The 23,691-nt window shown below is 63.1% G+C and carries 24 protein-coding genes; 10 read left to right on the forward strand and 14 right to left on the reverse strand.

What is annotated here, in order from left to right; translation table 11 throughout:
* The first annotated feature begins 87 nt into the window (after window positions 1-87).
* The gene (locus tag D3F03_RS00970; protein WP_119107509.1) at window positions 88-1,836 is read left to right on the forward strand and encodes a methyl-accepting chemotaxis protein; all 1,749 of its coding nucleotides are present in this window, start codon (window positions 88-90) and stop codon (window positions 1,834-1,836) included.
* A 92-nt stretch (window positions 1,837-1,928) separates the two neighbouring features.
* Here the strand turns inward: D3F03_RS00970 and D3F03_RS00975 are convergent, their stop codons facing one another.
* The gene (locus tag D3F03_RS00975; RefSeq protein ID WP_119107510.1) at window positions 1,929-2,411 is read right to left on the reverse strand and encodes an RrF2 family transcriptional regulator; all 483 of its coding nucleotides are present in this window, start codon (window positions 2,409-2,411) and stop codon (window positions 1,929-1,931) included.
* Between the two features lie 118 nt (window positions 2,412-2,529).
* Between D3F03_RS00975 and D3F03_RS00980 the strand changes: the two genes are divergently transcribed.
* Both D3F03_RS00980 and D3F03_RS00985 read left to right on the forward strand, forming a co-directional pair.
* A complete protein-coding gene (locus D3F03_RS00980; protein WP_119107511.1) occupies window positions 2,530-3,741 on the forward strand; it encodes an NnrS family protein in 1,212 nt (403 codons plus the stop codon).
* 163 nt (window positions 3,742-3,904) lie between these two features.
* Window positions 3,905-4,198 carry a DUF2249 domain-containing protein gene (locus tag D3F03_RS00985; protein WP_119107512.1) on the forward strand — a complete coding sequence of 98 codons (294 nt, stop codon included), beginning with the start codon at window positions 3,905-3,907 and terminating at the stop codon, window positions 4,196-4,198.
* Window positions 4,199-4,261: 63 nt separating this feature from the next.
* On the opposite strand, the gene sufT is transcribed toward D3F03_RS00985, so the two are convergent.
* The 7 genes from sufT to D3F03_RS01020 form a co-directional block, all read right to left on the reverse strand.
* Complete coding sequence (sufT, locus tag D3F03_RS00990) at window positions 4,262-4,807, reverse strand: putative Fe-S cluster assembly protein SufT (protein WP_119107513.1); 546 nt, start codon at window positions 4,805-4,807, stop codon at window positions 4,262-4,264.
* On the reverse strand, window positions 4,807-5,280 hold the full coding sequence (gene sufU, locus D3F03_RS00995; RefSeq protein ID WP_119107514.1) for a Fe-S cluster assembly sulfur transfer protein SufU: 474 nt from the start codon (window positions 5,278-5,280) through the stop codon (window positions 4,807-4,809). Before sufU ends, sufT begins: the two co-directional genes overlap by 1 nt.
* A complete protein-coding gene (locus tag D3F03_RS01000; protein WP_119107515.1) occupies window positions 5,277-6,566 on the reverse strand; it encodes an aminotransferase class V-fold PLP-dependent enzyme in 1,290 nt (429 codons plus the stop codon). Before D3F03_RS01000 ends, sufU begins: the two co-directional genes overlap by 4 nt.
* The gene (locus D3F03_RS01005; RefSeq protein WP_245960456.1) at window positions 6,559-7,770 is read right to left on the reverse strand and encodes a SufD family Fe-S cluster assembly protein; all 1,212 of its coding nucleotides are present in this window, start codon (window positions 7,768-7,770) and stop codon (window positions 6,559-6,561) included. Before D3F03_RS01005 ends, D3F03_RS01000 begins: the two co-directional genes overlap by 8 nt.
* 4 nt (window positions 7,771-7,774) lie before the next feature.
* On the reverse strand, window positions 7,775-8,548 hold the full coding sequence (gene sufC / locus D3F03_RS01010; RefSeq protein WP_119107516.1) for a Fe-S cluster assembly ATPase SufC: 774 nt from the start codon (window positions 8,546-8,548) through the stop codon (window positions 7,775-7,777).
* A gap of 33 nt (window positions 8,549-8,581) precedes the next feature.
* Window positions 8,582-10,036: a Fe-S cluster assembly protein SufB gene (gene sufB, locus D3F03_RS01015; protein ID WP_119107517.1), complete on the reverse strand. Its 1,455-nt coding sequence runs from the start codon at window positions 10,034-10,036 to the stop codon at window positions 8,582-8,584.
* A 140-nt stretch (window positions 10,037-10,176) separates the two neighbouring features.
* A complete protein-coding gene (locus tag D3F03_RS01020) occupies window positions 10,177-11,403 on the reverse strand; it encodes a GNAT family N-acetyltransferase (protein WP_119107518.1) in 1,227 nt (408 codons plus the stop codon).
* Between the two features lie 89 nt (window positions 11,404-11,492).
* On the opposite strand from D3F03_RS01020, the gene D3F03_RS01025 reads away from it, so the two are divergent.
* Complete coding sequence (locus D3F03_RS01025; protein ID WP_119107519.1) at window positions 11,493-13,148, forward strand: NAD+ synthase; 1,656 nt, start codon at window positions 11,493-11,495, stop codon at window positions 13,146-13,148.
* Between the two features lie 33 nt (window positions 13,149-13,181).
* Window positions 13,182-13,520, forward strand: coding sequence for a P-II family nitrogen regulator (locus D3F03_RS01030; RefSeq protein WP_119107520.1), 339 nt, complete (start codon window positions 13,182-13,184; stop codon window positions 13,518-13,520).
* A 13-nt stretch (window positions 13,521-13,533) separates the two neighbouring features.
* Here the strand turns inward: D3F03_RS01030 and D3F03_RS01035 are convergent, their stop codons facing one another.
* The 6 genes from D3F03_RS01035 to D3F03_RS01060 are packed head-to-tail and all read right to left on the reverse strand — an operon-like array spanning window position 13,534 to window position 16,976.
* Window positions 13,534-14,130, reverse strand: coding sequence for an LOG family protein (locus D3F03_RS01035; RefSeq protein ID WP_119107521.1), 597 nt, complete (start codon window positions 14,128-14,130; stop codon window positions 13,534-13,536).
* Window positions 14,123-14,533 (reverse strand): diacylglycerol kinase, encoded by a 411-nt coding sequence (locus D3F03_RS01040; RefSeq protein ID WP_119108494.1) that lies wholly within the window; start codon window positions 14,531-14,533, stop codon window positions 14,123-14,125. Before D3F03_RS01040 ends, D3F03_RS01035 begins: the two co-directional genes overlap by 8 nt.
* Before the next feature lie 46 nt (window positions 14,534-14,579).
* The gene (locus D3F03_RS01045; RefSeq protein ID WP_119108495.1) at window positions 14,580-15,053 is read right to left on the reverse strand and encodes an RDD family protein; all 474 of its coding nucleotides are present in this window, start codon (window positions 15,051-15,053) and stop codon (window positions 14,580-14,582) included.
* A gap of 53 nt (window positions 15,054-15,106) precedes the next feature.
* Window positions 15,107-15,943, reverse strand: a complete 837-nt coding sequence (locus D3F03_RS17475) for a DUF3106 domain-containing protein (RefSeq protein ID WP_119107522.1) — start codon at window positions 15,941-15,943, stop codon at window positions 15,107-15,109.
* 26 nt (window positions 15,944-15,969) lie between these two features.
* Complete coding sequence (locus D3F03_RS01055; protein WP_119107523.1) at window positions 15,970-16,410, reverse strand: DUF3619 family protein; 441 nt, start codon at window positions 16,408-16,410, stop codon at window positions 15,970-15,972.
* Entirely contained in the window at window positions 16,407-16,976 is a 570-nt protein-coding gene (locus D3F03_RS01060) for an RNA polymerase sigma factor (protein ID WP_119108496.1), read from the reverse strand. Before D3F03_RS01060 ends, D3F03_RS01055 begins: the two co-directional genes overlap by 4 nt.
* A 271-nt stretch (window positions 16,977-17,247) precedes the next feature.
* Between D3F03_RS01060 and D3F03_RS01065 the strand changes: the two genes are divergently transcribed.
* From D3F03_RS01065 to leuA, 5 genes are all read left to right on the forward strand, one after another.
* A complete protein-coding gene (locus D3F03_RS01065) occupies window positions 17,248-19,035 on the forward strand; it encodes an acetolactate synthase 3 catalytic subunit (protein ID WP_119107524.1) in 1,788 nt (595 codons plus the stop codon).
* Window positions 19,036-19,169: 134 nt separating this feature from the next.
* Window positions 19,170-19,661, forward strand: coding sequence for an acetolactate synthase small subunit (ilvN, locus tag D3F03_RS01070; RefSeq protein WP_119107525.1), 492 nt, complete (start codon window positions 19,170-19,172; stop codon window positions 19,659-19,661).
* Window positions 19,662-19,796: 135 nt separating this feature from the next.
* On the forward strand, window positions 19,797-20,813 hold the full coding sequence (gene ilvC / locus D3F03_RS01075) for a ketol-acid reductoisomerase (protein ID WP_119107526.1): 1,017 nt from the start codon (window positions 19,797-19,799) through the stop codon (window positions 20,811-20,813).
* Between the two features lie 162 nt (window positions 20,814-20,975).
* The gene (gene pssA, locus D3F03_RS01080; protein WP_119107527.1) at window positions 20,976-21,809 is read left to right on the forward strand and encodes a CDP-diacylglycerol--serine O-phosphatidyltransferase; all 834 of its coding nucleotides are present in this window, start codon (window positions 20,976-20,978) and stop codon (window positions 21,807-21,809) included.
* A 182-nt stretch (window positions 21,810-21,991) separates the two neighbouring features.
* Window positions 21,992-23,686 (forward strand): 2-isopropylmalate synthase, encoded by a 1,695-nt coding sequence (leuA, locus tag D3F03_RS01085; RefSeq protein WP_119107528.1) that lies wholly within the window; start codon window positions 21,992-21,994, stop codon window positions 23,684-23,686.
* Window positions 23,687-23,691: the final 5 nt, after the last annotated feature.

Raw genomic sequence — 23,691 nt, forward strand, 5'->3', positions numbered from 1 at the left:
ACGTGAACACGTTCTAAAGCCAGCAAGCGTTGCCGCCAAGAGGTAGGATCACAGCGTCCATTCAAGCCGAACTACAAGGGGCTCACCATGACCGTATTCAAACAGCTCAGTATTTCACGGCGCCTCACAGGACTCGTGGTATTTGCCTTGCTGGCCATGCTGGTGCTCGCTGGGGTCCTCATGGTGTCCGAGCGCAGCCTGATCATGCACGAGCGTGAGAACAGCGTGCGCCAGGCGGTGGAAACCGCCTATGGCGTGATTGCCCACTTTCAGGAGCAGGCGAGCAAGGGAGCCATGACGGAAGACGAGGCCAAACAGCGTGCCAAGGACGCGGTGCGCGCGCTGCGCTACAGCGGCACCGAATATTTTTGGATCAACGACATGCATCCAACCATGCTGATGCACCCGATCAGCACCAAGTTGGAGGGGCAAGATCTCAGTGGCAACAAGGATCCCACGGGCAAGTTTCTTTTTGTGGAATTTGTCAATACGGTGAAGCAAAACGGCTCCGGCTTTGTCAACTATATGTGGCCCAAGCCGGGGAGCACTGACCCAGTGGCAAAGGTTTCTTTTGTGAAAGGTTTTGCACCTTGGGGCTGGATTGTGGGCTCCGGGGTCTATGTGGACACGGTGCAGGTGACGTTCATGGGCCGTGTGCGCGAGGCCGCGGCGATTGCCTTGGCCCTGGCCTTGGTTCTGGGGCTGATCGGTTGGTGGGCCACGCGTAGCATCCTGACGCAATTGGGGGGTGAGCCCGAGTTGCTCAATTCCATTACCAAACGCATCTCCGAGGGTGACCTGGCGGTGGAGATTCCTCCTGCCGATGAACGCAGCGTCCTGCATGGCATAGAAGCCATGCGAGGCAGCGTGGTGCGCATCGTGACACGGGTGCGCGAGGGCTCGGAGAGCGTGGCAATCGCAAGCGCTGAAATCGCCCAGGGCAACCACGATTTGTCAGCGCGGACGGAGCAGCAGGCCAGCGCACTCGAAGAAACGGCGGCTTCCATGGAAGAGCTTGGAAGCACCGTGCGCCAGAATGCCGACAACGCCCGCCAGGCCAACCAACTGGCCGTGAGCGCATCCGGCGTCGCGCAGCAGGGCGGTGAGACGGTCGCTCAGGTGGTTGAAACCATGAAGGGCATCAACGACAGCAGCCGCAAGATTGCCGACATCATTGGTGTCATTGATGGCATTGCCTTCCAGACCAACATCTTGGCGCTGAACGCGGCGGTCGAGGCCGCTCGGGCCGGCGAGCAAGGCCGCGGCTTTGCCGTGGTGGCCAGCGAAGTGCGCAGCCTGGCAGGCCGCAGCGCGGACGCGGCCAAGGAAATCAAGGCGCTGATTTCCGCCAGCGTCGAGCGTGTCGAGCAAGGTAACGAACAGGTCGGCAAGGCCGGTGCCACGATGAACGAGGTCGTGGCCGCGATCCGCCGCGTGACCGATATCGTCGGGGAGATCAGCGCTGCCAGCAGCGAGCAGAGCTCCGGTGTCTCGCAAGTCGGCGAGGCGGTCACGCAAATGGACCAGGCCACCCAGCAGAATGCGGCGCTGGTCGAACAGATGGCTGCTGCGGCCAGCAGCCTCAAGGGGCAGGCGGACGACTTGGTGCAGTCCGTGGCGGTGTTTCGGCTTGCGGCCGGTAGCACCGTTGCCCGTGCGCCGATGGCCCCGCCAGTGCGCAAGGCCACACCGGTCGTTACAGCGCCCCAGCCCAAAGCTCAGACACGCATTCCTGCCAAACCGGTGGCACGGACCTCTGTCGCGGCGCCAGCGCCCAAGCCTGCAAAGCCCGCCAAAGGCGCAGCGGAGGCGGACGATGAATGGGAGTCGTTCTAGGCGTTTTCTGCCTGAAAAGTGCTTCTAGCGCTTTTCAGGTATGCGACTACAGCTATTGAATAAATAGCAGAATAGAGGGTTGCTCTGCGCCGTTAACCGCGTGCCGGAACGGCTGCTGCAGGCGTACGCCGCGACAGGCTGATGATGGTGGGTGCGCCTATGGGCTGCGCAGCGTCTTCTGAGACCAGGTCGGCGAGCGTGGCGCCATCGAGTTCGCTCAGGTATGAGGCCAGCGCGCGCTGAAAGAGTTTTTTCAAACGGCAGGCGGGGCTCAGGCGGCAGGTGTTGGAGTTTTCGTCGAAGCATTCGACCATGCGAAAGTCACTTTCGCACCAGCGCACGACTGCGCCTATGCCGATCGCAGAGGGTTCGAGCAGCAGGCGTACACCACCGCCACGGCCGCGGGTGGTTTCAAGCAGGCCATGGCGCGCCAAGTCGTTGACGATCTTCATCAGATGGTTTTTCGACAGCGTATGGCTTTTCGCCAGCTCGGCGATGGTCACGCGTCTTTCTCGGTGCTGTGCGCAGTACATCAGTACGCGCAAGGTGTAATCGGTATAGCTGGCAAGACGCATGGTGGGCTGAAAGGCACAGGCAGTTGATAAAAATCGCCATGCACCGTAAGATACATATAAAATGCATCTTATAACCGAGACCGCTGCAACGCAAGAGCATCTAGTCAATACCGAACCCATGAAAACTACCCTTCCTCCCTTGGTCGGCGCTGGTGCCAAGGCGCCTGCCAAAAAAGCCTTGTACGGCTGGCCGGTGCTGCGCCTGGGTTTTCGCCCTTTTTATATCGTTGCGGCAGCCCTGGCCTGCGTCGCAGTACCGCTGTGGGTGGCGGCCATGCTGGGCGCCGTCACACTGCACCTCGCGGTGCCGCCGATGCTGTGGCATGCACATGAAATGCTGCTGGGTTTTGCGACCGGCGTCATCATGGGCTTCCTGCTGACGGCGGTGAAAGCCTGGACCGGGCTGCAAACGCCTCGTGGTGCGCCACTGGGCGCCCTGGTGCTGCTCTGGCTGGCAGCGCGGGTCGCCGCCTGGGTGGCTCCGTACCCGGTGTATGCCGCGCTTGATGTGGTGCTGCTGCCGATTGTGGCCATCATCATGGTGCGGGTGTTGCTGCGCGCTGGCAACAAGCGCAACCTGCCATTGGCGGGCATTTTGATTCTGTTGTCCCTGGCGAATCTGGCGTTTCACCTTTCGGTCATGGGTCTGGTGCCGTTTCAGCCCTCCAGCGCGCTGTATGCGGCGCTTGGGCTGATCGTGATGGTCGAATGCGTGATGGCGGGCCGGGTGATTCCGGCATTCACGATGAGCGTGAACCCGGGGTTGAAAATCACCGTGCCGAAATGGCTGGAACGCAGCGCATTGGCCTGCACGGCCGTGGGGCTGGCGCTGTGGGTGTTTGCGCCGGCAGGCTGGCTCACCTTTGCCGTGCTGGCCGCCGCCGCCGCCTTGCAGTTGGCGCGCATGCTCCACTGGCAGACACTGGCGACGCGCACGCGGCCGATTCTCTGGATTCTGCATGCCGCATACGCATGGATTCCGTTAGGCCTGGCCTTGCTGGCGCTGGCCCAGCCAGGCTGGGTGTTGGTGTCGCTTGGGGTGCATGCGCTGGCGGTGGGCGCCACGGGTGGTCTCATCATTGGCATGGTGACGCGCACTGCGCGTGGACACACGGGCCGGCCATTGCAGGCATCGCGCGCCGAGGTGCTGGCCTATGTGCTGGTCATGGCGGCTGCCGTGCTGCGCGTGCTGGTGCCGCTGGTGGCACCGCAGTGGTACACGCATGCGCTGGTGTGTGCGGCCACGGCCTGGACGACCGCGTTTGTGATTTACCTCGTGATGTACGTTCCCTGGCTGACGAACACCCGGCTCGATGGCAAGGACGGCTGATCGGCTTGTTTTTCTTTTCCTTAGGACTTGCGCAAAATTGTTCCAGCAAGGCGCTCTGACGCAGACAGTGCAAGCGCACGGCAAGGAAGAGCAACGCTGCTGGGGCGATTTTGCGTAAATCCTGTTCCTTATTCTCTTGTTGAAACCCTGAAGAAAGGCTCCCATGCTTCCTACCCAATCGCCCGTGATTGATGTTCGTGAAATTCCCCCGCCGCAGCGCCACTCGACCATTTTTGGCCGTTTTGACGAGTTGCTGCCTGGCGAAGCCGTACAAATCATCAGCGACCACGACCCGCGCCCGCTGCGCCACCAGTTCGATTCGCGCACGCCAGGCCAGTTTCAGTGGGCCTACCTTCAATCTGGACCCGACCAGTGGCGCGTGCTGATCAGCAAGCTGGAGATGCCGGAAGATGCGGAAGAGCACTCCTGCTGCTCGGGCGGCGCTTGCGGCGGCTGAGAAACGTTTCAGGAATAAAAAAGGCGCCCCTGAGGCGCCTTTTTTATTGGGGACTGTCTGTGTTTACATGCCCATGGACAACATGGCTGCTTCCGACATGCGCGAGCGGTCCCAGGGCGGGTCGAACACCATGTTGACGGTGATCTCGCCGACGCGCGGGATCGCCAGCACCTTGTCGCACACCTCATCGGCAATTGCCTCGCCCATGCCACAGCCGGGCGCGGTGAGCGTCATGTCGATGAGCGCGCGCACATCGCCGCCTTCCATGGGTTCCAGGTCACAGCGGTAGACGAGGCCCAAGTCCACGATGTTGACCGGAATCTCCGGGTCGTAGCAGGTCTTGAGGGTGTTCCAGATCAGGCCGCTGACATCGTCAATTTCAACGTTCTCGGGGTGTTCGACTTCGGCGGGCGGCTCCTTGCCAATGGCGTCGGCATCACTCCCCTTGAGGCGCACCAACTGGCCCTCGACGACCAGGGTGAAGTTGGAGCCCAGCGCCTGGGTCACCTGGGCCCAGAGCCCGCTGGGCAAATCCATGGGTGTGCCATCAGGGATGCGCTCGACCGTCACAGGCCGATTAATCAGCACGTCTTCGCGCATGCGTTTCATCATGGTGTTTCTCCTTCCGTGGATACCGGGGCTGCGGGCGCGGCCGGGTTGCTGGCAATGGCATGCATCAGTGCATGCCAGCCTAGTAGCGCGCATTTGATGCGGCTGGGGTAGCGGCTGACGCCGGCCAGGCTCACAAGCTTGCCGAGCGGGGCGACGTCGGCACTTTCCTCCCCGGTCAGTACGGCGCGAAAGTGCTGTTGCAGCGCCTGCGCGGTGGCAATCTCCTGGCCCTTCACGGCCTCGCTCATCATCGAGGCGGAGGCCATGCAGATGGCGCAACCCTGGCCGTGAAAGCGGATGTCTGCGAGGCGCCCATCCGCAATATTCAGTTCTACGGAAAGGTCGTCGCCACAAGACGGGTTGGTGCCACGTGCCTGGTGCGTGGGCGCGGGCAAATGGCCGAAGTTGCGCGGCGCACGTTTGTGCTCCAGCACCAGTTCCTGGTAGAGGTCGGTTTCGGCACTGCTCATCGCAACAGCTCCAGCGCTTTGGCCACGCCGGCGACCAGGCGCTCGACTTCTTCTGGCGTGTTGTAGAGCGCGAACGACGCACGCGTCGTCGGCCCACAGCCTAGATGCTCCAGCAATGGCTGGGCACAGTGGTGGCCGGTGCGCACAGCGACGCCCTGGCCGTCAAGCAGCGTGCCGATGTCGTGTGGGTGAACGCCTTCGGTCACGAAGGAGACGATAGCCGTGTCCTGGGTATCGGGTGACAGCACACGCAGGCCGGGCAGGGCGGCGAGGCCTTGTACCGCTTGGTGGCGAAGCGCATGCAAATGCTGGTCGATGGCGCTGCGGCCTACGGCGTCTATGAATTTGGCCGCTGCCGCCATGCCAATGGCGCCGCCCACATTGGGCGTGCCAGCCTCCAGCCGGGCGGGTAGCGCGGCAAAGCTGGCGTCGGTGAAGCTCACCCACTCCACCATGTCGCCACCCAACCGCAGCGGGGCGAGCTGTTCAAGCGCGTTGCGCGTACCCACGAGGGCGCCTGTGCCCATGGGGCCGTACATCTTGTGCCCCGAGAAAACGAGGAAATCGCAGGGCAGGGCAGAGATATCGGGAACGGCATGGGCGGCCACTTGCGCCGCGTCCAACACCGTCAGTGCGCCGGCTTGGCGTGCCAATGCCAGCAGCTCGGCCACGGGCGGGCGCTCGCCAGTGGCGTTGGCGCAGGCGGTGACGGCAAACACGCGTGTGCGCGGGCTCAGCAGGCGTGCCAGATCTTCTGCGTGCAAATGGCCTTCGGCGTCGGGCAGCAGGATGCGCAGGACCGCGCCACTCTCGCGCGCCGTGCGCTGCCAGGGCAGCAGGTTGGCGTGGTGCTCAAGGCCGCTCACGATGATCTCGTCGCCCGGCTGCAAGGGCTTTCCGCCCCCAGCATGTGCAGACAGCCCATGCGCCACAAGGTTGAGCGATTCGGTCGTGCCCGAGGTGAACACCAGTTCGTGCTCAGCCCCCGCACCGACAAAGCGCTTGAGTTCGGCGCGCGCGGCGTCGTAGGCGTCGGTGGCGCGCTGGCTGAGCGCGTGCACGCCGCGGTGGATGTTGGCGCGGTCGTGGCGCTCGAAATGCTGCAGCGCGTCGAGCACCGGCTGGGGCATTTGCGTGGTGGCCGCGTTGTCCAGATAAGCGAGCGGGTGGCCCTGAATATGCTGGGAGAGCACCGGAAACAGGGCGCGCAGCCCGGTAACGCCGGACGGACCGGTGGGCGCCGCGCCGGATGCGCTGAGCCAGCGAGCGGGGAGCATGTCACCCATGGCTTGTCTCCAGCACTTGGCGCAGCACGCCTTGAAGGGCATCACCTTGCGTCAGGATATCGAACGTGGTGGTGTCGGTGAAGCAGCGCGACAGCAAGGCGTTGGCCATGCCTTCGATGATGAGCGAGCGTGCGGCGCTCGCGTCCAACCCGCGCTGGCGCGCGTAGAACAACGCATCTTCGGGCAAGGCGCCCCAAGTGGCGCCATGGGCCGCCTGCACGTTGTCGTGGTAAATCTCCAGGTGTGGGCGCAGCACCAGACGGGGCTGGCCTCCCAGCGGAATGCCTGCCAGGCGCTGGTGCACGTCGGCTTCGTCCGAGCCGGGCGCAATGTGCGTGTTGGCGTTGGCCACCGTGTGCGCCTTGCCGCTTGCCAGCACCAGGGCCTCGCTGTGGCTGGTGGTCCGCGCTGCGGCATGGCGCATGAAGACCTGCTGCTCAAACTGCGTGCCGGCCGCGCAGGTCAGTCCTGCAATATGGGCCGATGAGCCCGCGCCGCTGAGCAGCACCTGGCTGCGCTGCAGGTGGTAGCGGCTGCCGCCGGCGACAAAAGCCTGGACGTAGCGGGCGTCCTCGCCGATCTGGGCGTGAACGATGTGCGCGCAGCGGTCGTCCGCATGCAGTGCGACGACGCGCAGGTGCTGCAGGCTGGCACCCCGGGCGAGGCGCACATGTAGTTGCAGGTTTTGTACCTTCCCGCCAGAGGCTGCCGTGTCGCCCGCGAGGTGGAGCTCGCGCAGGACACAGTGCGCCCCTTCGGCAATGTCGAGCACCAACAAGGGCGCCTCCACCTGGCCCGTGGGCTGGTGGCGCAGTTCAAGCTGCGTGGGTTGCTGCACTGTGCCCGCCTCTACCCGCAGGCGCAGGCCCGCAGTGCACAAGGCGCGGTGCGCCCAGGCAAACGGCGCGGCATCATCGTCGCCCGGCAAATCCAGGCCCGCAAACAGATCGGCGCGCTGCGCGGTGTCGGTGGCTGCCAGCGTGCGTGCCGTGGTGCCGGTGGGTGTGCCGCCGGCAAGCGTGGTGAGGGTCCAGCCACTGCTGTTCCCTGAGGGGGTTGCTTCAGCCTGCTCCAGCCAGAGTGCAGCCGGTGGCGGCGGCAGGTGGCGGAAGGATTCGTTCTTTGGTGCTACCCAGCCGGTGGCAGCCAGGTGCTCACGGGCCATCAACATGGCCTCGTGTGCGGTGATGGGGCGGATGTTCATGGTCTCAAGCCTCTGCCAATTCAGGCGCCTGCACAAAACCGGTGCGCGCAATGCGCTGCGCCAGGGTGATGTCGCCGCGCTCGGCGATCTGGCCGTCCGCGAGGCGCAGCACGGTGTCGGGTTGCAGCGACTCAATCAACTGCAGGTAGTGCGAGACGACGATGAAGGCCGTGCCTTCGCTGCGCAGGCGCTGCACCAGCTCGACGACAGCGCGCACGCCGTCCACGTCCATGCCCGAGTCGATTTCGTCGAGCACCGCCAGGCGCGGACGCAGCAAGGAGAGTTGCAGCAGTTCGTTGCGCTTCCTCTCACCGCCCGAAAAGCCATCATTCACCGGGCGGTTGAGCATGTTTTCTGGCAGGCCGAGTGTCGTGGCGGCGGCCTTGGCGCTGCCGAGAAAGTCGTACGCGTCCTGCGGGTCTTCGCCACGCGCGGCGCGCACGGCATTCATGGCGGTGCGGATGAACAGGTTGTTCTTGACGCCCGGAATTTCGGGGGGCGCCTGGAACGACAGGAACAGCCCGGCGCGGGCGCGGTCCTGGGGTTCCATGGCCAGCAGATCAGCGCCGCCAAAGCGCGCCGTGCCGTTGGTAGCGTGGTAGGCCGGATGGCCTGCGAGCGCCAGGCCCAGCGTGCTTTTGCCGCTGCCGTTGGCGCCCATCAGCACCACGAGTTCGCCGGGGGCGACATCCAGGCTGATGGATTGCAGGATGGTTTTTTCACCAATGGCAACGCGCAGGGCGTCCAGTTGCAGCAGGGGGGGGGTAGAGGTGGTCATGGGGTGTTCCGACTTTTCTAAGAATGTTCTGGCTCAGCCAACCGAGCCTTCGAGCGAGACCGCGAGCAGGGCCTTGGCTTCGAGCGCGAATTCCATCGGCAGCTCTTCGAGCACCGACTGGCAGAAACCACCGACGATGAGCGCTGTTGCGTCGTCGGGGGCAATGCCGCGCTGCTGGCAGTAGAACAAGCGGTCCTGCGAGATGCGCGTGGTGGTGGCTTCGTGCTCTACGACGGCGTCGCTGCGTGTGGTGTCGATGTAGGGGAAGGTGTGGGCGCCGCACTTGGGGCCAATCAAGAGCGAATCGCACTGCGTGTGGTTGCGTGCATTGGCCGCACCGGGGGATATGCGCACCAGGCCACGGTAGCTGTTTTGCGCGTTGCCGGCGCTGATGCCCTTGGAGACGATGCGGCTGCTGGTGTTCTTGCCCAGGTGGATCATCTTGGTGCCGGTATCCGCCTGCTGGAAGTGGTTGGACACGGCAATCGAATGGAACTCGCCGCGCGAATCGTCGCCGCGCAGCACCACGCTGGGGTACTTCCAGGTGATGGCCGAGCCGGTTTCAATCTGCGTCCAGGCGATGTGCGAGCGCTTGCCGGCGCACAAACCCCGCTTGGTGACGAAGTTGTAGATGCCGCCCAGGCCGTTTTCGTCGCCGGGGTACCAGTTCTGCACCGTCGAATACTTGATGTAGGCGTCGTCGTGCGCCACCAGCTCCACCACGGCGGCGTGCAGCTGGTTCTCGTCGCGCTGCGGCGCCGTGCAGCCTTCAAGGTAGCTCACGTGGCTGCCTTCCTCCGCAATGATGAGCGTGCGCTCGAACTGGCCCGTGCCTTTGGCGTTGATGCGGAAGTACGACGACAGCTCCATCGGGCAGCGCACGCCCTTGGGGATGTAGACGAAGGAGCCGTCGGAAAACACCGCCGAGTTCAGTGCGGCGTAGTAGTTGTCGCCCACTGGCACCACGCTGCCCATGTAGCGCTCAATCAGTTCCGGGTAGTGCTCGACGGCGTGCGAGAACGAACAGAAGACGACGCCGACTTTGTGCAGTTGCTCGCGGAAGGTGGTGCCCACGGAGACCGAGTCGAACACCGCATCCACTGCCACGCCCGCCAGCCGTGCGCGCTCGTGCAGCGGCACGCCGAGCTTCTCGTAGGTTTCGAGCAGTTTGGGGTCCACATCGGCCAGGCTCTTGGGGCCGTCCTTGAGCGACTTGGGGGCCGAGTAGTAGCACAGCGCCTGCAGGTCCACCGGCTCCATGCGCACATGCGCCCACTCGGGCGTTGGCATGGTCAGCCAGCGCTCGTAGGCGGCCAAGCGCCACTTCAGCAAAAATTCGGGCTCGCGCTTGCGCAGCGAAATGGCCCGAATCGTGCCCTCGTCAAGGCCTGGCGGCAATGAGTCTGACTCGACATCCGTGACGAAGCCGTGGCGATAGGGGCGCTCCAGCGCCTGCGCCAGAGGCGCTGCCTGGTCAGACGCGCCCATGGCAGACCTCAGAGGTTGGGATGCAGGGAAGCGTGATTTTGGTAGGAATGGGCATCGTGGTCATGGCTTGTTTATTAGATGTAGATAATATGCATCTTTAGGTGAACTGGCAACTCAAAAGCAGTACCTCCGCGTTGCAATCAGGGGTTTGCAGCCCTCTGTGTTGCCGTGCGAAACGGCGTGCGACCCTCCAATTCTTCCAGGTACGCCGCCACGCCGGCATCCTCGCGCTCCAGGAAGTGCTCCACTGCATCGGCAAAGGCGGGGTGGGCCAGCCAGTGGGCGCTGTGTGTGGCGACCGGCATCAGCGCGCGGGCCATTTTGTGCTCCCCCTGCGCACCGCCTTCGAAGGCAGCAAACCCATGCGCTATGCACCAGGCGAGTGGCTGGTAGTAGCAGGCATCAAAGTGCAGGCTGTCCACCCGCTCCAGCGCCCCCCAGTAGCGGCCATAGGCTGTTGGTGGCGAAAAATCCAGGTCATTTTGGCCTCCAGCGCTTGACGGATATGCGCTTACAGCTATCAAACTGCTAGCGATCGCTTTGCCTTCACGCTCGGCAATGAACAGCAGCCAGGCGCCCGGCATGTCCTGCGCCATGCGCTCAAAGAACGGGCGGCTGAGGTAGGGCGGGTTGCCGTGCTCCAGGTAGGTGCGTTCGTAGCAGCGGTAGAAAAAATCCCAGTCGGCAGCGGAAATGTTCGACCCGAGCGCCCAACGAAAGCGCACGCCCGCGTCCCGCACGCGGCGTTGCTCCTGGCGAATTTTCTTGCGCTTGTCCTGGGTGAGGGCGCCGAGAAAATGGTCGAAATCGTGGAACTTGCCGCCGCCGGGCGCACGGTTCTTCCAGTGAAATTGCACGGTGGTGCGCTGCATCAGCCCCACACTTTTGCACGCCGCCATGTCCGCATCGCTGCCAAAGAGCAGGTGCAAGGACGACAAGGACTGCTCCTCGCACCAGGCTACCACCGCGCGGAGCAGCGCCGTGCGTGCCGCCTCGTCGCGCGCCAGCAGCCGGGCTCCCGGCACCGGGGTGAACGGCACAGCCATCAGGGCTTTGGGGTAGTAGCGCAGGCCGTGCTCCTGGTAGGCGCGCGCCCAGGCCCAGTCGAACACGTATTCGCCGTACGAATGTTCCTTGAGGTACAGCGGGCAGGCGGCGATCAGATGGCCTTCCTGCTCCAGCGTGACATAGTGCGGGTGCCAGCCGGTGGCGGGCACGGCAGCGCCGCTCGTGTGCACGGCCGCGAGGTACTCGTGGCGCATGAAGGGGGTGGCGTGCGCCTGGTGCGCCAGGAGGGCGTTCCACTCTGCAGCGTCCAGCGCCAGCGGACTGGTGTGCACGCGGGTGATAATGCCTTTTTCAGCCATGCAGGGCCCTGGCAACGCGTGCGTTCATTGCGAATGCTCGTGTGCTCGGCATGGTTTGCCGCTGACTTTTGTCCGCCCTTCTGGACCCCATGACGCTCTCCATTTGCATAGCGCAACTCAATTTCACGGTAGGTGACCTGCGCGGCAACGCGCAGAAGATCATCGATGCAGCGCACGCGGCCCATGCCGGCGGCGCGGCCTTGCTGCTGACGCCCGAACTGGCCTTGTGTGGCTATGCCGCCGAGGATTTGTTCCTGCGGCCAGCGTTTCTCGCGGCCTGTGATGATGCCGTCAAACGCATTGCCGAGGCGACGGCGGCCCTGAAAGACCTCGTCATCGTGCTGGGGCACCCGCAGCGGGCCAGCGGAGCGGCCGCGTTTGCCACCTGTTTCAACGCTGCCAGCGTGCTGCGCGCCGGGCGCATTGAGCAGACCTATGCCAAGCGGGAGCTCCCCAACTACGAGGTGTTTGACGAGCGGCGCTACTTCCGGCCCGGCGAGGCGCCTTGCGTGTTCGAGGTCGCCGGCCTGCAGGTGGGCTTGCTGATTTGTGAGGACGCCTGGCACACCACGCCCGCACGGGACGTGGCGGCAGCGGGCGCCCAGCTCATCGCCGTCATCAACGCCTCGCCGTTCCACAGCGGCAAGAGCAGCACACGTGAGGAGACCATGCGCGCGCGGGTGCAGGAAACCGGCCTGCCGCTGGTCTATGCGCACCTGGTGGGCGGGCAGGACGAGGTGGTCTTCGAAGGGCGCTCGTTTGCGCTGGATGCGGACGGCGCTGTCGTCGCCCGTGCCCCGGCTTTTGAAGAAAAACTGGTGTTTGCGCAGGTGGAACAAGCGCAGGCAGCTATCAAAATTAAAGCAGACGTGGCGCCGCTGCCTGGCGTGCTGCCAGACTTGTGGCATGCGCTGGTGCTGGGCGTGCGCGATTACATCGGCAAGAACGGCTTCCCCGGTGTGCTGCTGGGCCTCTCGGGCGGCATCGATTCGGCGCTGGTGTTGGCGCTGGCCGTCGATGCGCTGGGCAAGGGCCGCGTGCGCACGGTAATGATGCCGTCGCCCTACACCGCCGACATCAGCTGGATCGACGCGCGTGACATGGCCGGGCGCCTGGGCGTGTCGTACGAAGAGATCGATATCCGCCCCGCATTCGAAGCCTTCAAGGCTTCCCTCGCGCCGCAATTTGCTGGCAAGGCGGAAGACACGACGGAAGAAAACCTCCAGGCGCGCATTCGCGGCACGCTCTTGATGGCGCTGTCGAACAAGTTTGGCAGCCTGGTGCTGACCACGGGCAACAAGAGCGAGCTGGCTACGGGCTATTGCACGCTGTACGGCGACATGGCAGGGGGCTTCGCGCCCATCAAGGACGTGCCCAAGACGCAGGTCTTTGCGCTGGCGCGCTGGCGCAATGCCAACGACCCGTTCAACACCGGCGCCAACCCGATCCCCGAGCGCATCATCACGCGCCCACCCAGCGCCGAGCTGCGGCCTGACCAGACCGACCAGGACAGTCTGCCGCCCTACGAGGTGCTGGACGCCATCATTGCGCGCTATATGGAAAACGACGAGGCCATTGAATCCATCATCGCGGCCGGTTTCGAGCGTGCCGATGTCGAAAGGGTGACGCGCCTCATCAAAATCAACGAATACAAACGCCGCCAGGCGCCGGTGGGCATCCGCGTGACCCGGCGCAGCTTCGGCAAGGATTGGCGCTATCCCATCACCAACCAGTTCCGCGCCTGACGCAACGCATTCACCAAACCCAGGAGTTCCTCTATGAAAATGATCACCGCCATCATCAAGCCCTTCAAACTCGAAGAGGTGCGCGAGGCGCTGGCCGAATGCGGCGTCACCGGCCTCACGGTCACCGAGGTGAAGGGCTTTGGCCGCCAGAAGGGCCACACCGAGCTCTACCGCGGGGCAGAGTACGTGGTGGACTTTTTGCCCAAGGTGAAGATTGAAGTGGTGGTGCGCAGCGAAGACCTGGAGCGCTGCGTGGACGCCATCGTGCAGGTGGCGCGCACCGGCAAGATCGGCGACGGCAAGATTTTCGTCACCGCCGTCGAGCGCGTGGTGCGCATCCGCACGGGCGATCTGGACGACGCGGCGGTGTAATTCGGTTGGCCGATTAAATTTTCCCCTGCAGCGCCCCTTCTTGCGCTGCGCTGCGCGGCGCGGCCTGCACCAACTGCGCCAGCAGGCTCGCCGGCTCAGTGCCCACGCGCACCAGGTCCATTTGCCACGGCCCCATGAAGCCGGCCTGCACGCTGCCCGACAGAAACGCCAGCAGCGGCTGGTAATAGTCGGCCACGTCGAGCAGGCCGATGGGCTTGTTGTGGTAGCCGAGCTGGCTCCAGGTCCAGACTTCAAACAGCTCTTCGAAGGTACCAATGCCGCCCGGCAGCGCCAGAAAAGCGTCGCTGCGCTCGGCCATCAGCGCCTTGCGTTCGTGCATGGTTTGCACAATGTGCAGCTCGTCGCACGCGCGGTTGGCATGTTCCTTGTCTACCAGCGACTGTGGGATGACGCCCACCACGCGGCCACCGGCTTGGGCTGTGGCCTGCGCCACCAGACCCATGAGGCCGCTGCGGCCACCGCCATAGACGAGCTGGCCGCCCTGCGTGCCAATCCAGGTACCCACGGCCTGGGCCGCCTCGCCAAACAGCGGGTTTTCTCCGGGCCGAGAGCCGCAGTACACACACACCGAAAAACGGGGCTCAGCCATGAACAATCCTTTGGTAAATGGCGGCGCCCCAGATGCCCATGCACAGCAGCAGGCTGAGCAGGACGGCGGCGCTGCCTAGGTCCTTCGCACGGCCTGAGAGCACATGCCATTCGGAGCCAATGCGGTCGATCGCGGCTTCCACCGCGGTGTTGAGGAGTTCCACAACCATCAGCAGTACGACCGAACCGGCCAGCAGGGCGACTTCGATCCAGCTCTTCCCGAGCCAGAAAGCCGCGGGTACCAGCACCAGCGCGGCAATGGCTTCCTGGCGAAAGGCGGTTTCGCCCCAGGCGGCGCGTAGGCCGAGCAGGGAATAGCGGGTCGCGTGCAGCATGCGGTGCAGGCCGCGCCGCTGCTTCTGGAGATTGGTGGGCGGCGAATTCGTGCCAGCAGCTTTGGTCATGGGGCGCATTGTCGCCGCCGATGCCATTACGTCAGGTTCAGTCCTGTCAAGCCAGGGCATTAACCAGGCGCGTACCGGCCAGCGCGTCGTGCCAGAACTGCTGCTGCGGATGCAAGCGGCTGGCGAAGGCCCAGAAAGCGATCCAGCCCAGCAGAATCACGACGACCTCCAGGGCAGGCAATTGAAACGGCGCTGCCACCAGCAAAGGCGGTAAGAACCACAGCCAGGCCAGCGCATAGCGGGCCAGAGCGCGCCGTTGCGTGACGGGTCGGCCGGCAGTATCCACCACGCGGATGTGCCAGGTTTTCATCGCCAAAGTCTGGCCCTTGGACCAGAACCAGACGAAATAAATACCAAATACGACAAAAAGAAACGCTTGCAGCGGGTGGCGGTTGTCCAGGGCATTCCGAGTCTGGCTCAGCGTACCAAACAGATAGCCGGCGATGAACACCACGCCAAACATCAGGATGCCTTCGTACAGCCAGCAGGCCATGCGGCGGGAGAGGGCGGGAGCCGCCATGGCGGCGCTGGCCAGGGCATTGGCGGACGCTTTGGCGGGAAAATTCAAAGGATTCAATTCACGTACACCGGGGGCAGGGGATCGGATTGCGTAGGGGCGTTAGAAGGAGCTGGGGCCTGCGGCATTTGCGCAGGCACTGGATTGTCGCTTGCAGAGGCGGGCGGCGCAGGCGGCGCTGGTGGCAATGCAACGGGTTCGGGCACGGAAGGCAGCCGAACCGCTGCGGGTGCGGGGAACACGATTTTCGGTGGGTTGGCCACTTTTGCCTGCGCGCCATCGGCCGCAGGCACGTGGGCGAGTCGCTTGGTGCGCGCCAGCTTCAGTGCGGTGGCCGCTCCCCTAGGTTTTGCAGCCTTGGCTGCAAGGCGCTTTTTGTCGGCATCGCTCAAGGCCTGGTAGGTTTCCCATTCGGAACGAATGTCGTGGGGTGCCAGGCGGCGTGTGACGGCAAAATTGAGTCGCGCTTGGCTACGCTGCTGCGCGCTCAGGCTCGCCCATGCCGTCATGCGGGCGTGCAAGCGTTCTTGTTCCGATTCAGGCATGGAAGCGAAGTTCTGTGCCAGTGCCAGCCAATAGCGTTTTTGCGCTTCGCTCAAATAGGCCCAACGTTCCGCAAGGGGATACAAGGCCAGCTTTTGCGGAGTGGTCATCAACTCCCAGCCAGGACCAGAGGCGACGGCGCGCGCTTTGGGTTTTGTGGTGGCGGACTGCACAGCAGCATCGCCCTGGGGGACCATCGCGTCTGGGGGGATTTGTGTGCCGGGAGCGATCCGGCCCATGTTCAGCACCATCGCACCGCCAACTGCAAGGCCCACCAGCAAAACCAACGCCAGCACGGTGGCTGGCGTGGCACGGGGCGTTTGAGAAGAGTGCGTCGTGGATGCGTACATGCAAAAAGAGAAAGGATGCGGCCCGCTCAGTGACTTTGGTTGGCGCGAGCCTGGAGAAACTGCACAAAACCGGGGTCGGCGTAGGCGGCGGGCGGCAGGTCATCGGTCAGCAGGGCGGCATCCACCTCTGCGATTTCGCTGACGCCTGTTTCATCCTGCTGGGCGCCAACCACCATGAGGCCAGCCACCAGCGTCAGCACCGGAATCGCCGACAGAAGAGCGTACCGCCAGCCTCCCGTTCGGCCACCGCCGAGCGCCAAACTGCTGCCCAGGCGAGTGAGCACGGACGCGGGCTTGCGCACAGCGACCGGTTTTTTGCGTTGGGCGAGTGCCTGCATGCGGCCCGCCCGCAATTGCTCGGCGACCTCATAAGGTACATCGGCAAGCCCCTCGTTTAGGCGTGCTGTGATGCGGTGCGCGTAGCGCTCCAAAGCCAGATCGACACTGGTTGCGGGAAGGGTTTTCATGGTTCGATTCCTTTGGCCTTGAGGGCTTTGCCGAGCGTTTGAACTGCACGAAAACAATGGGTTTTGACACTGCCTTCAGAGCAACCCATGGCAGCAGCGGTCTCGGCGACGTCCAGTTCCTCCCAATAACGCATTAAAAACGCTTCTCGTTGACGCGTGGGCAAGAGTGCGACTTCATGCTCGATTTGGTGAAAAATTTGTTCTCTGCGCACAATATCTTCTGCACTGCTGGCGCGCTCACCGTTGCTTGAGAGCGACAGAGCGTCCAGTACGTCGAATTCTCCCCCATCGTCGCCTGCCGGGACAAATTCACCCATGGAAGAAAACACCGCGCGGTGGGTTTTCTGGCGACGAAACCAGTCCAGCGTGCAGTTGCTGAGAATGCGCTGAAACAGCATCGGCAACTCGTTGGAAGGCTTGTCGCCATAGTGTTCCGCCAGCTTCATCATGCTGTCCTGCACGATGTCCAGCGCAGATTCCTCGTTGCGCACGTGGTAGTACGAGCGTTTGAAGGCCCGTTTTTCGACGCTTTTGAGGAAATCAGACAGTTCTTTTTCGGTGGCCAAGAGGGGCAGGTGGTGGAGACAGGGGCTGCGCCCAATCGCTGCCGGGCTGCGGCGCGGATTATTGCATTTCCACGTTTTTTTCAATTCCGGCGCACAGGCGATTTGTTGCAGTGCGATAATCGCGCCCAGCATCATCAAAGCAAACGGGTCTCGGTCCGGCGCGGCAATCATCCCGCCCATGTCCTTGGCCTCAAGTTTCGAGCGGGCCTCACGAGGGCCTTGGCAAGAAGCACCCAAGGTTTTTCGTTAGAGAAAATCACAAAGGTTCATCATGGAAATCTCATCAGCCGAACTCGCATCGGCAGCCGCCGCCCAAAAGCAGGGCGCTGCTCCCGCCACCCAGGAACTCATGGGTGCAGAAATTCTCGTCAAGGCCTTGCAGGCCGAAGGTGTCAAGTACATCTGGGGCTATCCTGGCGGTGCGGTCCTCTACATCTACGACGCACTCTACAAACAAGACACCATGCAGCATGTGCTGGTGCGCCACGAGCAGGCCGCCATCCATGCTGCGGACGGTTATGCCCGTGCCACGGGCGACGTAGGCGTGGCACTCGTCACCTCGGGTCCCGGCGTCACCAATGCGGTCACCGGTATTGCCACAGCCTACATGGACAGCATTCCCATGGTGATCATCACCGGCCAGGTGCCCACGGCCGCGATTGGCCTGGACGCCTTCCAGGAATGCGACACCGTGGGCATTACGCGGCCCATCGTCAAGCACAACTTCCTGGTCAAGGATCCGCGTGACCTGGCCATCACCTTGAAGAAGGCCTTCCATATTGCGCGCTCGGGCCGGCCCGGGCCGGTGGTGGTCGACATCCCCAAGGACGTCTCATTCAAGAAGGCGGCGTACGAAGGCTATCCGCAAAGCATCGAAATGCGCTCCTACAACCCGGTGCGCAAGGGCCATGGCGGGCAAATCCGCAAGGCGCTGCAGTTGTTGCTGGCCGCCAAGCGGCCTTACATCTATACCGGCGGCGGCGTGTTGCTGGGCAACGCCACGAACGAGTTGCGCACCTTGGTGGACATGCTGGGCTACCCGGTGACGAACACGCTGATGGGCCTGGGCGCTTACCCAGCGAGCAACCGCAAGTTTCTCGGCATGCCTGGCATGCACGGAACGGTGGAGGCCAACAACGCCATGCAGCATTGCGACGTGCTGCTGGCGGTGGGCGCGCGCTTTGACGACCGCGTGATTGGCAACCCCAAGCACTTTGCGCAGAACGAGCGCAAGATCATTCACATCGACATTGACCCATCGAGCATTTCCAAACGCGTCAAGGTCGATATTCCCATCGTTGGCGATGTCAAGGACGTGCTGACCGAGCTGATCTCCATGGTCCGCGAAACCACGACCCGGGCCGATGCTGGCGCCCTGGCCGCGTGGTGGGACACCATCGAAGGCTGGCGCAGCCGCGACTGTCTGAAGTACAGCATGGGCAGCGCGGACGTCATCAAGCCCCAGTACGTGGTCGAGACGCTCTGGAACATGACCAAGGATGCCGACACGTACATCACTTCCGACGTGGGTCAGCACCAGATGTGGGCGGCCCAGTACTACCGCTTCGACGAGCCGCGCCGCTGGATCAACTCCGGCGGCCTGGGCACCATGGGCGTGGGCATTCCCTACGCCATGGGCATCAAGCTGGCCAAGCCGCAAAGTGAGGTGTTCTGCATCACCGGCGAAGGCTCGGTGCAAATGAATATCCAGGAGCTCTCGACCTGCCTGCAGTACAACACGCCAATCAAGGTGGTGTCGCTGAACAACCGCTACCTCGGCATGGTGCGCCAGTGGCAGGAGATCGAATACTCCGGCCGCTACAGCCACAGCTACATGGACGCGCTGCCCAACTTCGTCAAGCTGGCCGAAGCCTATGGTCACGTGGGCATGCTGATCGAGCGCCCGCAGGACGTAGAACCCGCGCTGCGCGAAGCGCGCAAGCTCAAGGACCGCACGGTGTTCATGGATTTCCGTACCGATCCCACGGAAAACGTCTTCCCCATGGTGCAGGCCGGCAAGGGCATCACGGAAATGCTGCTGGGCTCGGAGGATTTGTAGTCAAATCGGCCTCCAGCGCATACTCCATAAGCGCAAGCAGCTATCATTACGGTAGTATTTTCGACGAATCTATTGCCTGCCAAGGCGCACGCTTACCGGCGTGCGCGGAGGGCAGCAAAAAGAGGAATCTCTTCATGAAACACATCATCGCCGTCCTGCTCGAAAACGAACCCGGTGCGCTCTCGCGCGTGGTCGGGCTGTTCTCTGCGCGGGGCTACAACATCGAATCGCTGACCGTCGCACCCACCGAGGACGCATCGCTGTCGCGCATGACCATCCAGACCGCGGGTTCTGAAGACGTCATCGAACAGATCACCAAGCACCTCAACCGCCTGATCGAGGTGGTCAAGGTGGTCGACCTCACCGAAGGCGCGTACACCGAGCGCGAGCTCATGATGGTCAAGGTGCGCGCCGTGGGCAAGGAGCGCGAGGAGATGAAGCGCATGGCCGACATCTTCCGTGGCCGCATCATCGACGTGACCGAGCGCAGCTACACGCTGGAGCTCACCGGCGACCAGGCCAAGAACGACGCCTTCCTGCAAGCCATCGACCGCACGGCCATCCTGGAGACCGTGCGCACCGGTGCCAGCGGCATCGGCCGGGGCGAACGCGTGCTGCGCGTGTAAAGTCCGCCCCTGTTCACCAAAGGCTCAGCCATTCGGCCCGTTCGGGCTGAGCCTGTCGAAGCCCCTGCGGGGCAGACGAGCCCTTCGACAGGCTCAGGGAGAACGGCCAAACCCCTTATCTACGAAAGAGAAGAGATGAAAGTTTTTTACGACAAGGACTGTGACCTGAGCCTCATCAAGGGCAAGACCGTGGCCATCATCGGCTACGGCAGCCAGGGCCACGCACACGCGCAAAACCTCAACGACAGCGGCGTCAAGGTCGTGGTCGGCCTGCGCAAGGGCGGCGCTTCGTGGCCCAAGGTCGAAAAAGCGGGCCTGAAGGTGATGGAAGTGAACGACGCCGTCAAGTCGGCGGATGTGGTCATGATCCTGCTGCCCGACGAAGACATCGCCTCGGTTTACAAGAACAACGTCGAGCCCAATATCAAGCAGGGCGCTTCGCTGGCCTTCGCCCACGGCTTCAACGTCCACTACAACCAGGTGGTGCCCCGCGCCGACCTGGACGTGTGGATGGTGGCGCCCAAGGCCCCCGGCCACACTGTGCGCAATACCTACACCCAGGGCGGCGGCGTGCCCCACCTGATCGCGGTGCACCAGGACCAGACCGGCAAGGCGCGTGACCTGGCGCTGTCGTATGCCATGGCCAACGGCGGCGGCAAGGCCGGCATTATCGAGACCAACTTCAAGGAAGAGACCGAGACCGACCTGTTCGGCGAACAGGCCGTCCTGTGCGGCGGCGCCGTCGAGCTGATCAAGATGGGCTACGAAACCCTGGTCGAAGCCGGCTACGCCCCAGAAATGGCCTATTTCGAGTGCCTGCACGAGCTCAAGCTCATCGTGGACCTGATCTACGAAGGTGGCATTGCCAACATGAACTACTCGATCAGCAACAACGCCGAGTACGGCGAGTACGTGACCGGCCCCGAGGTCATCAACGAGCAGTCGCGCGCGGCGATGCGCAATGCGCTCAAGCGCATCCAGAACGGCGACTACGCCAAGATGTTCATCCTGGAAGGCCGCACCGGCTACCCCGGCATGACGGCACGCCGCCGCAACACCGCCGACCACTCGATTGAGAAGGTCGGCGGTCAGCTGCGCGCCATGATGCCCTGGATCGCCAAGAACAAGCTTGTCGACCAGACCCGCAACTGAGCGCCCAGCCGTGCGCTGAGCCATGCAAAGGCCACTTCGGTGGCCTTTGTTGTTGGGGGCGGGTGGAAGGCCGCGACTACACTGCCGCCTGAGTTGTTGGAGAAAATACTATTAAAAAAGTAGCTATATGGGCAATAGAAACAAGCGCTGGAGGCCCTTTTGATGTCAAAAATTGACGAAAGCGAAACGCCACACGGCGTCTTCGTGCGCAAGCGGCGCAAGGGCATCTACATACTGCCCAACCTCTTCACGCTGGCGGCGCTGTTTGGCGGCTTCTACGCGATCGTGATGGCCATGAACGGGCATTTCGATATGGCCGGTATTGGTATTTTTTGCGCCATGGTGCTCGACAGCCTGGATGGCCGCGTAGCGCGTATGACGAATACGCAAAGCGCCTTCGGCGAACAGATGGATTCGCTCTCGGACATGGTGTCGTTCGGCGCCGCCCCCGCGTTGATCGCCTACGAATGGGCCCTGAAAGACCTTGGCCGCTGGGGCTGGATCGCTGCCTTTGTGTACTGCGCCTGCGCCGCTCTGCGGCTCGCCCGTTTCAACGTCAACACCAGCGTGGTCGACAAACGGTTCTTTCAAGGCCTGCCATCGCCGGCTGCTGCCGCGCTGGTGGCCGGGTTCATCTGGTTGCTGACCGAGTTCGGGGTCGCACGCGGCCTGCCGGGATGGCTCAGCTGGAGCCAGATCACCTGGATCATGTTTGCCCTCACGCTCTACGCCGGCCTCACCATGGTGACCAATGTGCCGTTTTACAGTTTCAAGGACGTGCAGATGAAAAAAAGCGTGCCCTTTGCGGTGATCGTGCTGATTGCCCTGGGCCTGGCCATGATCAGCATCCGTCCGTCGCTGGTGCTGTTCTGCATTTTTGTGGTCTATGGTTTCAGCGGCTACGGCGTCTACGCTTGGCGCAAGTCCAAAGGGCAACAGACCAGCGTTATCAGCACATCCACTGACGAGCCCGACGAACGTGGGCTGCACAACTGAACATCCTGTGCTAGAGTGGACACCCTCATGACCAAGATGTCGCTAGCCCTACTAAACGTTCCTCACGGGCGGATACGGTAGCGCGCAAGCACCATCCTCACTTCGGCCCGTTCGCACCAGCAACGGGCCGTTTTGTTTTTGGGGTTGCTGGTTGATTTTCCAACCCTGGCAGAGACCACCACATGCTCCAGCACCCCCACACCAAGTACCGTGCATTCGCCCCGATCGGCCTCAAAGACCGCACCTGGCCCGATGCAGTCCTGACCCGCGCGCCCATCTGGCTGTCGACCGACCTGCGCGATGGCAACCAGGCGCTGGTGGAGCCCATGGACATTGCCCGCAAGATGCGCATGTTCGAGCAGCTCGTGGCGATTGGCTTCAAGGAAATCGAAGTTGGTTTTCCCTCCGCATCGCAGGTGGAATTCGACTTTGTGCGCAAACTCATCGAAGAAGACCGTATTCCCGATGACGTGACCATCCAGGTGCTGACGCAGGCGCGCGAGCCCCTGATTGCACGCACGTTCGAGTCACTCCAAGGTGCACCGCGCGCCATCGTGCACCTCTACAACGCAGTCGCGCCCGTGATGCGTACCGTGGTGCTGGGTATGGACGAGGATGAGATCGTGTCGCTGGCGACCACCCATGCGGCGATGTTCAATGCATTCGCCGCCCGCCAGCCGCATACCCGCTGGACGTTCCAGTATTCGCCGGAAATGTTCTCGGGCACCGACCTCGCGTTTTCCAAGCGGGTGGTCGATGCGGTGACCGCCGTGTGGAACGCAGGCCCCGAGCACAAGTGCATCGTCAACCTGCCTTCGACGGTTGAGCACTCGACGCCCAATATCTTTGCCGACATGATCGAATGGATGCACCGCCATCTCGCGCGCCGCGATGGCATTGTGCTGTCGGTGCATCCGCACAACGACCGGGGCACTGGCACGGCCGCGGGCGAATTTGCCCTGATGGCGGGCGCCGACCGCATTGAAGGCTGCCTGTTTGGCAATGGCGAGCGCACCGGCAATCTGGACCTGGTGAACGTGGCGCTCAATCTCTACACGCAGGGTGTATCGCCTGAACTCGATTTTTCCAATATCGACGAAATCCGTGCGACGGTGGAACACTGCAACCAGATTGCCGTGCACCCGCGGCACCCCTATGCAGGCGATCTGGTCTATACCTCGTTTTCGGGCTCGCACCAGGACGCGATCAAGAAGGCGTTTGCGGCGCGGCGCGATGGCGATGTCTGGGACATGCCCTATCTGCCCATCGACCCCAAGGACGTTGGCCGCAGCTACGAGGCGGTCATCCGCGTCAACAGCCAGTCGGGCAAGGGCGGTATGGCCTACCTGCTGGAGAGCGAATACGGCATCGAAATGCCCCGGCGCCTGCAAATTGAATTCATGCAGGTGGTGCAGCGTGTGATGGACGTGGCCGGCACAGAGTTGTCTGCGGCCGATCTCTACGCCTTGTTTGAGCGAGAGTACGGCTTGGCTACCGTGCAAACGCTCTCAAGCCGCGTGCTTGAGGCGCAGGCCAATGCTTCGGTGCGCCTGCGCGGCCAGTTGCACTGGGGCGGGGCGCTGGTTAACGTGGACGGGCAGGGCAATGGCCCGATAGACGCCTTCATTCAAGCCTTGCAAGCGGCCACGGGCCAACGCATTCGCGTGATTGACTACCACCAGCATGCCATCGGAGCCGGCGCCGATGCCAAGGCAGTCGCCTATCTTGAACTGCGCGTGAACGAGACCCAAACCCTGTTTGGCGTGGGCATGGACGCCGATGTCATTTCTGCTGCCCTCAAGGCCATCGTCTCGGGCCTGGAGCGCGCCACGGCGCAGGGGGCACAACGTGCACAATGCGCGGTTGCGCCAGCCTGACACAG

Origin of the sequence: Simplicispira hankyongi (genome assembly GCF_003570885.1) — a bacterium.
GTDB lineage: Bacteria > Pseudomonadota > Gammaproteobacteria > Burkholderiales > Burkholderiaceae_C > Simplicispira > Simplicispira hankyongi.

What these genes read in the sequence shown, in the direction of transcription:
- D3F03_RS00970 (WP_119107509.1), top strand. Translation starts at nt 88, where the DNA reads ATGACCGTATTCAAACAGCTCAGTATTTCACGGCGCCTCACAGGACTC.
- D3F03_RS00975 (WP_119107510.1), bottom strand. Translation starts at nt 2,411, where the DNA reads ATGCGTCTTGCCAGCTATACCGATTACACCTTGCGCGTACTGATGTAC.
- D3F03_RS00980 (WP_119107511.1), top strand. Translation starts at nt 2,530, where the DNA reads ATGAAAACTACCCTTCCTCCCTTGGTCGGCGCTGGTGCCAAGGCGCCT.
- D3F03_RS00985 (WP_119107512.1), top strand. Translation starts at nt 3,905, where the DNA reads ATGCTTCCTACCCAATCGCCCGTGATTGATGTTCGTGAAATTCCCCCG.
- sufT (WP_119107513.1), bottom strand. Translation starts at nt 4,807, where the DNA reads ATGAAACGCATGCGCGAAGACGTGCTGATTAATCGGCCTGTGACGGTC.
- sufU (WP_119107514.1), bottom strand. Translation starts at nt 5,280, where the DNA reads ATGAGCAGTGCCGAAACCGACCTCTACCAGGAACTGGTGCTGGAGCAC.
- D3F03_RS01000 (WP_119107515.1), bottom strand. Translation starts at nt 6,566, where the DNA reads ATGGGTGACATGCTCCCCGCTCGCTGGCTCAGCGCATCCGGCGCGGCG.
- D3F03_RS01005 (WP_245960456.1), bottom strand. Translation starts at nt 7,770, where the DNA reads ATGAACATCCGCCCCATCACCGCACACGAGGCCATGTTGATGGCCCGT.
- sufC (WP_119107516.1), bottom strand. Translation starts at nt 8,548, where the DNA reads ATGACCACCTCTACCCCCCCCCTGCTGCAACTGGACGCCCTGCGCGTT.
- sufB (WP_119107517.1), bottom strand. Translation starts at nt 10,036, where the DNA reads ATGGGCGCGTCTGACCAGGCAGCGCCTCTGGCGCAGGCGCTGGAGCGC.
- D3F03_RS01020 (WP_119107518.1), bottom strand. Translation starts at nt 11,403, where the DNA reads ATGGCTGAAAAAGGCATTATCACCCGCGTGCACACCAGTCCGCTGGCG.
- D3F03_RS01025 (WP_119107519.1), top strand. Translation starts at nt 11,493, where the DNA reads ATGACGCTCTCCATTTGCATAGCGCAACTCAATTTCACGGTAGGTGAC.
- D3F03_RS01030 (WP_119107520.1), top strand. Translation starts at nt 13,182, where the DNA reads ATGAAAATGATCACCGCCATCATCAAGCCCTTCAAACTCGAAGAGGTG.
- D3F03_RS01035 (WP_119107521.1), bottom strand. Translation starts at nt 14,130, where the DNA reads ATGGCTGAGCCCCGTTTTTCGGTGTGTGTGTACTGCGGCTCTCGGCCC.
- D3F03_RS01040 (WP_119108494.1), bottom strand. Translation starts at nt 14,533, where the DNA reads ATGACCAAAGCTGCTGGCACGAATTCGCCGCCCACCAATCTCCAGAAG.
- D3F03_RS01045 (WP_119108495.1), bottom strand. Translation starts at nt 15,053, where the DNA reads ATGGCGGCTCCCGCCCTCTCCCGCCGCATGGCCTGCTGGCTGTACGAA.
- D3F03_RS17475 (WP_119107522.1), bottom strand. Translation starts at nt 15,943, where the DNA reads ATGTACGCATCCACGACGCACTCTTCTCAAACGCCCCGTGCCACGCCA.
- D3F03_RS01055 (WP_119107523.1), bottom strand. Translation starts at nt 16,410, where the DNA reads ATGAAAACCCTTCCCGCAACCAGTGTCGATCTGGCTTTGGAGCGCTAC.
- D3F03_RS01065 (WP_119107524.1), top strand. Translation starts at nt 17,248, where the DNA reads ATGGAAATCTCATCAGCCGAACTCGCATCGGCAGCCGCCGCCCAAAAG.
- ilvN (WP_119107525.1), top strand. Translation starts at nt 19,170, where the DNA reads ATGAAACACATCATCGCCGTCCTGCTCGAAAACGAACCCGGTGCGCTC.
- ilvC (WP_119107526.1), top strand. Translation starts at nt 19,797, where the DNA reads ATGAAAGTTTTTTACGACAAGGACTGTGACCTGAGCCTCATCAAGGGC.
- pssA (WP_119107527.1), top strand. Translation starts at nt 20,976, where the DNA reads ATGTCAAAAATTGACGAAAGCGAAACGCCACACGGCGTCTTCGTGCGC.
- leuA (WP_119107528.1), top strand. Translation starts at nt 21,992, where the DNA reads ATGCTCCAGCACCCCCACACCAAGTACCGTGCATTCGCCCCGATCGGC.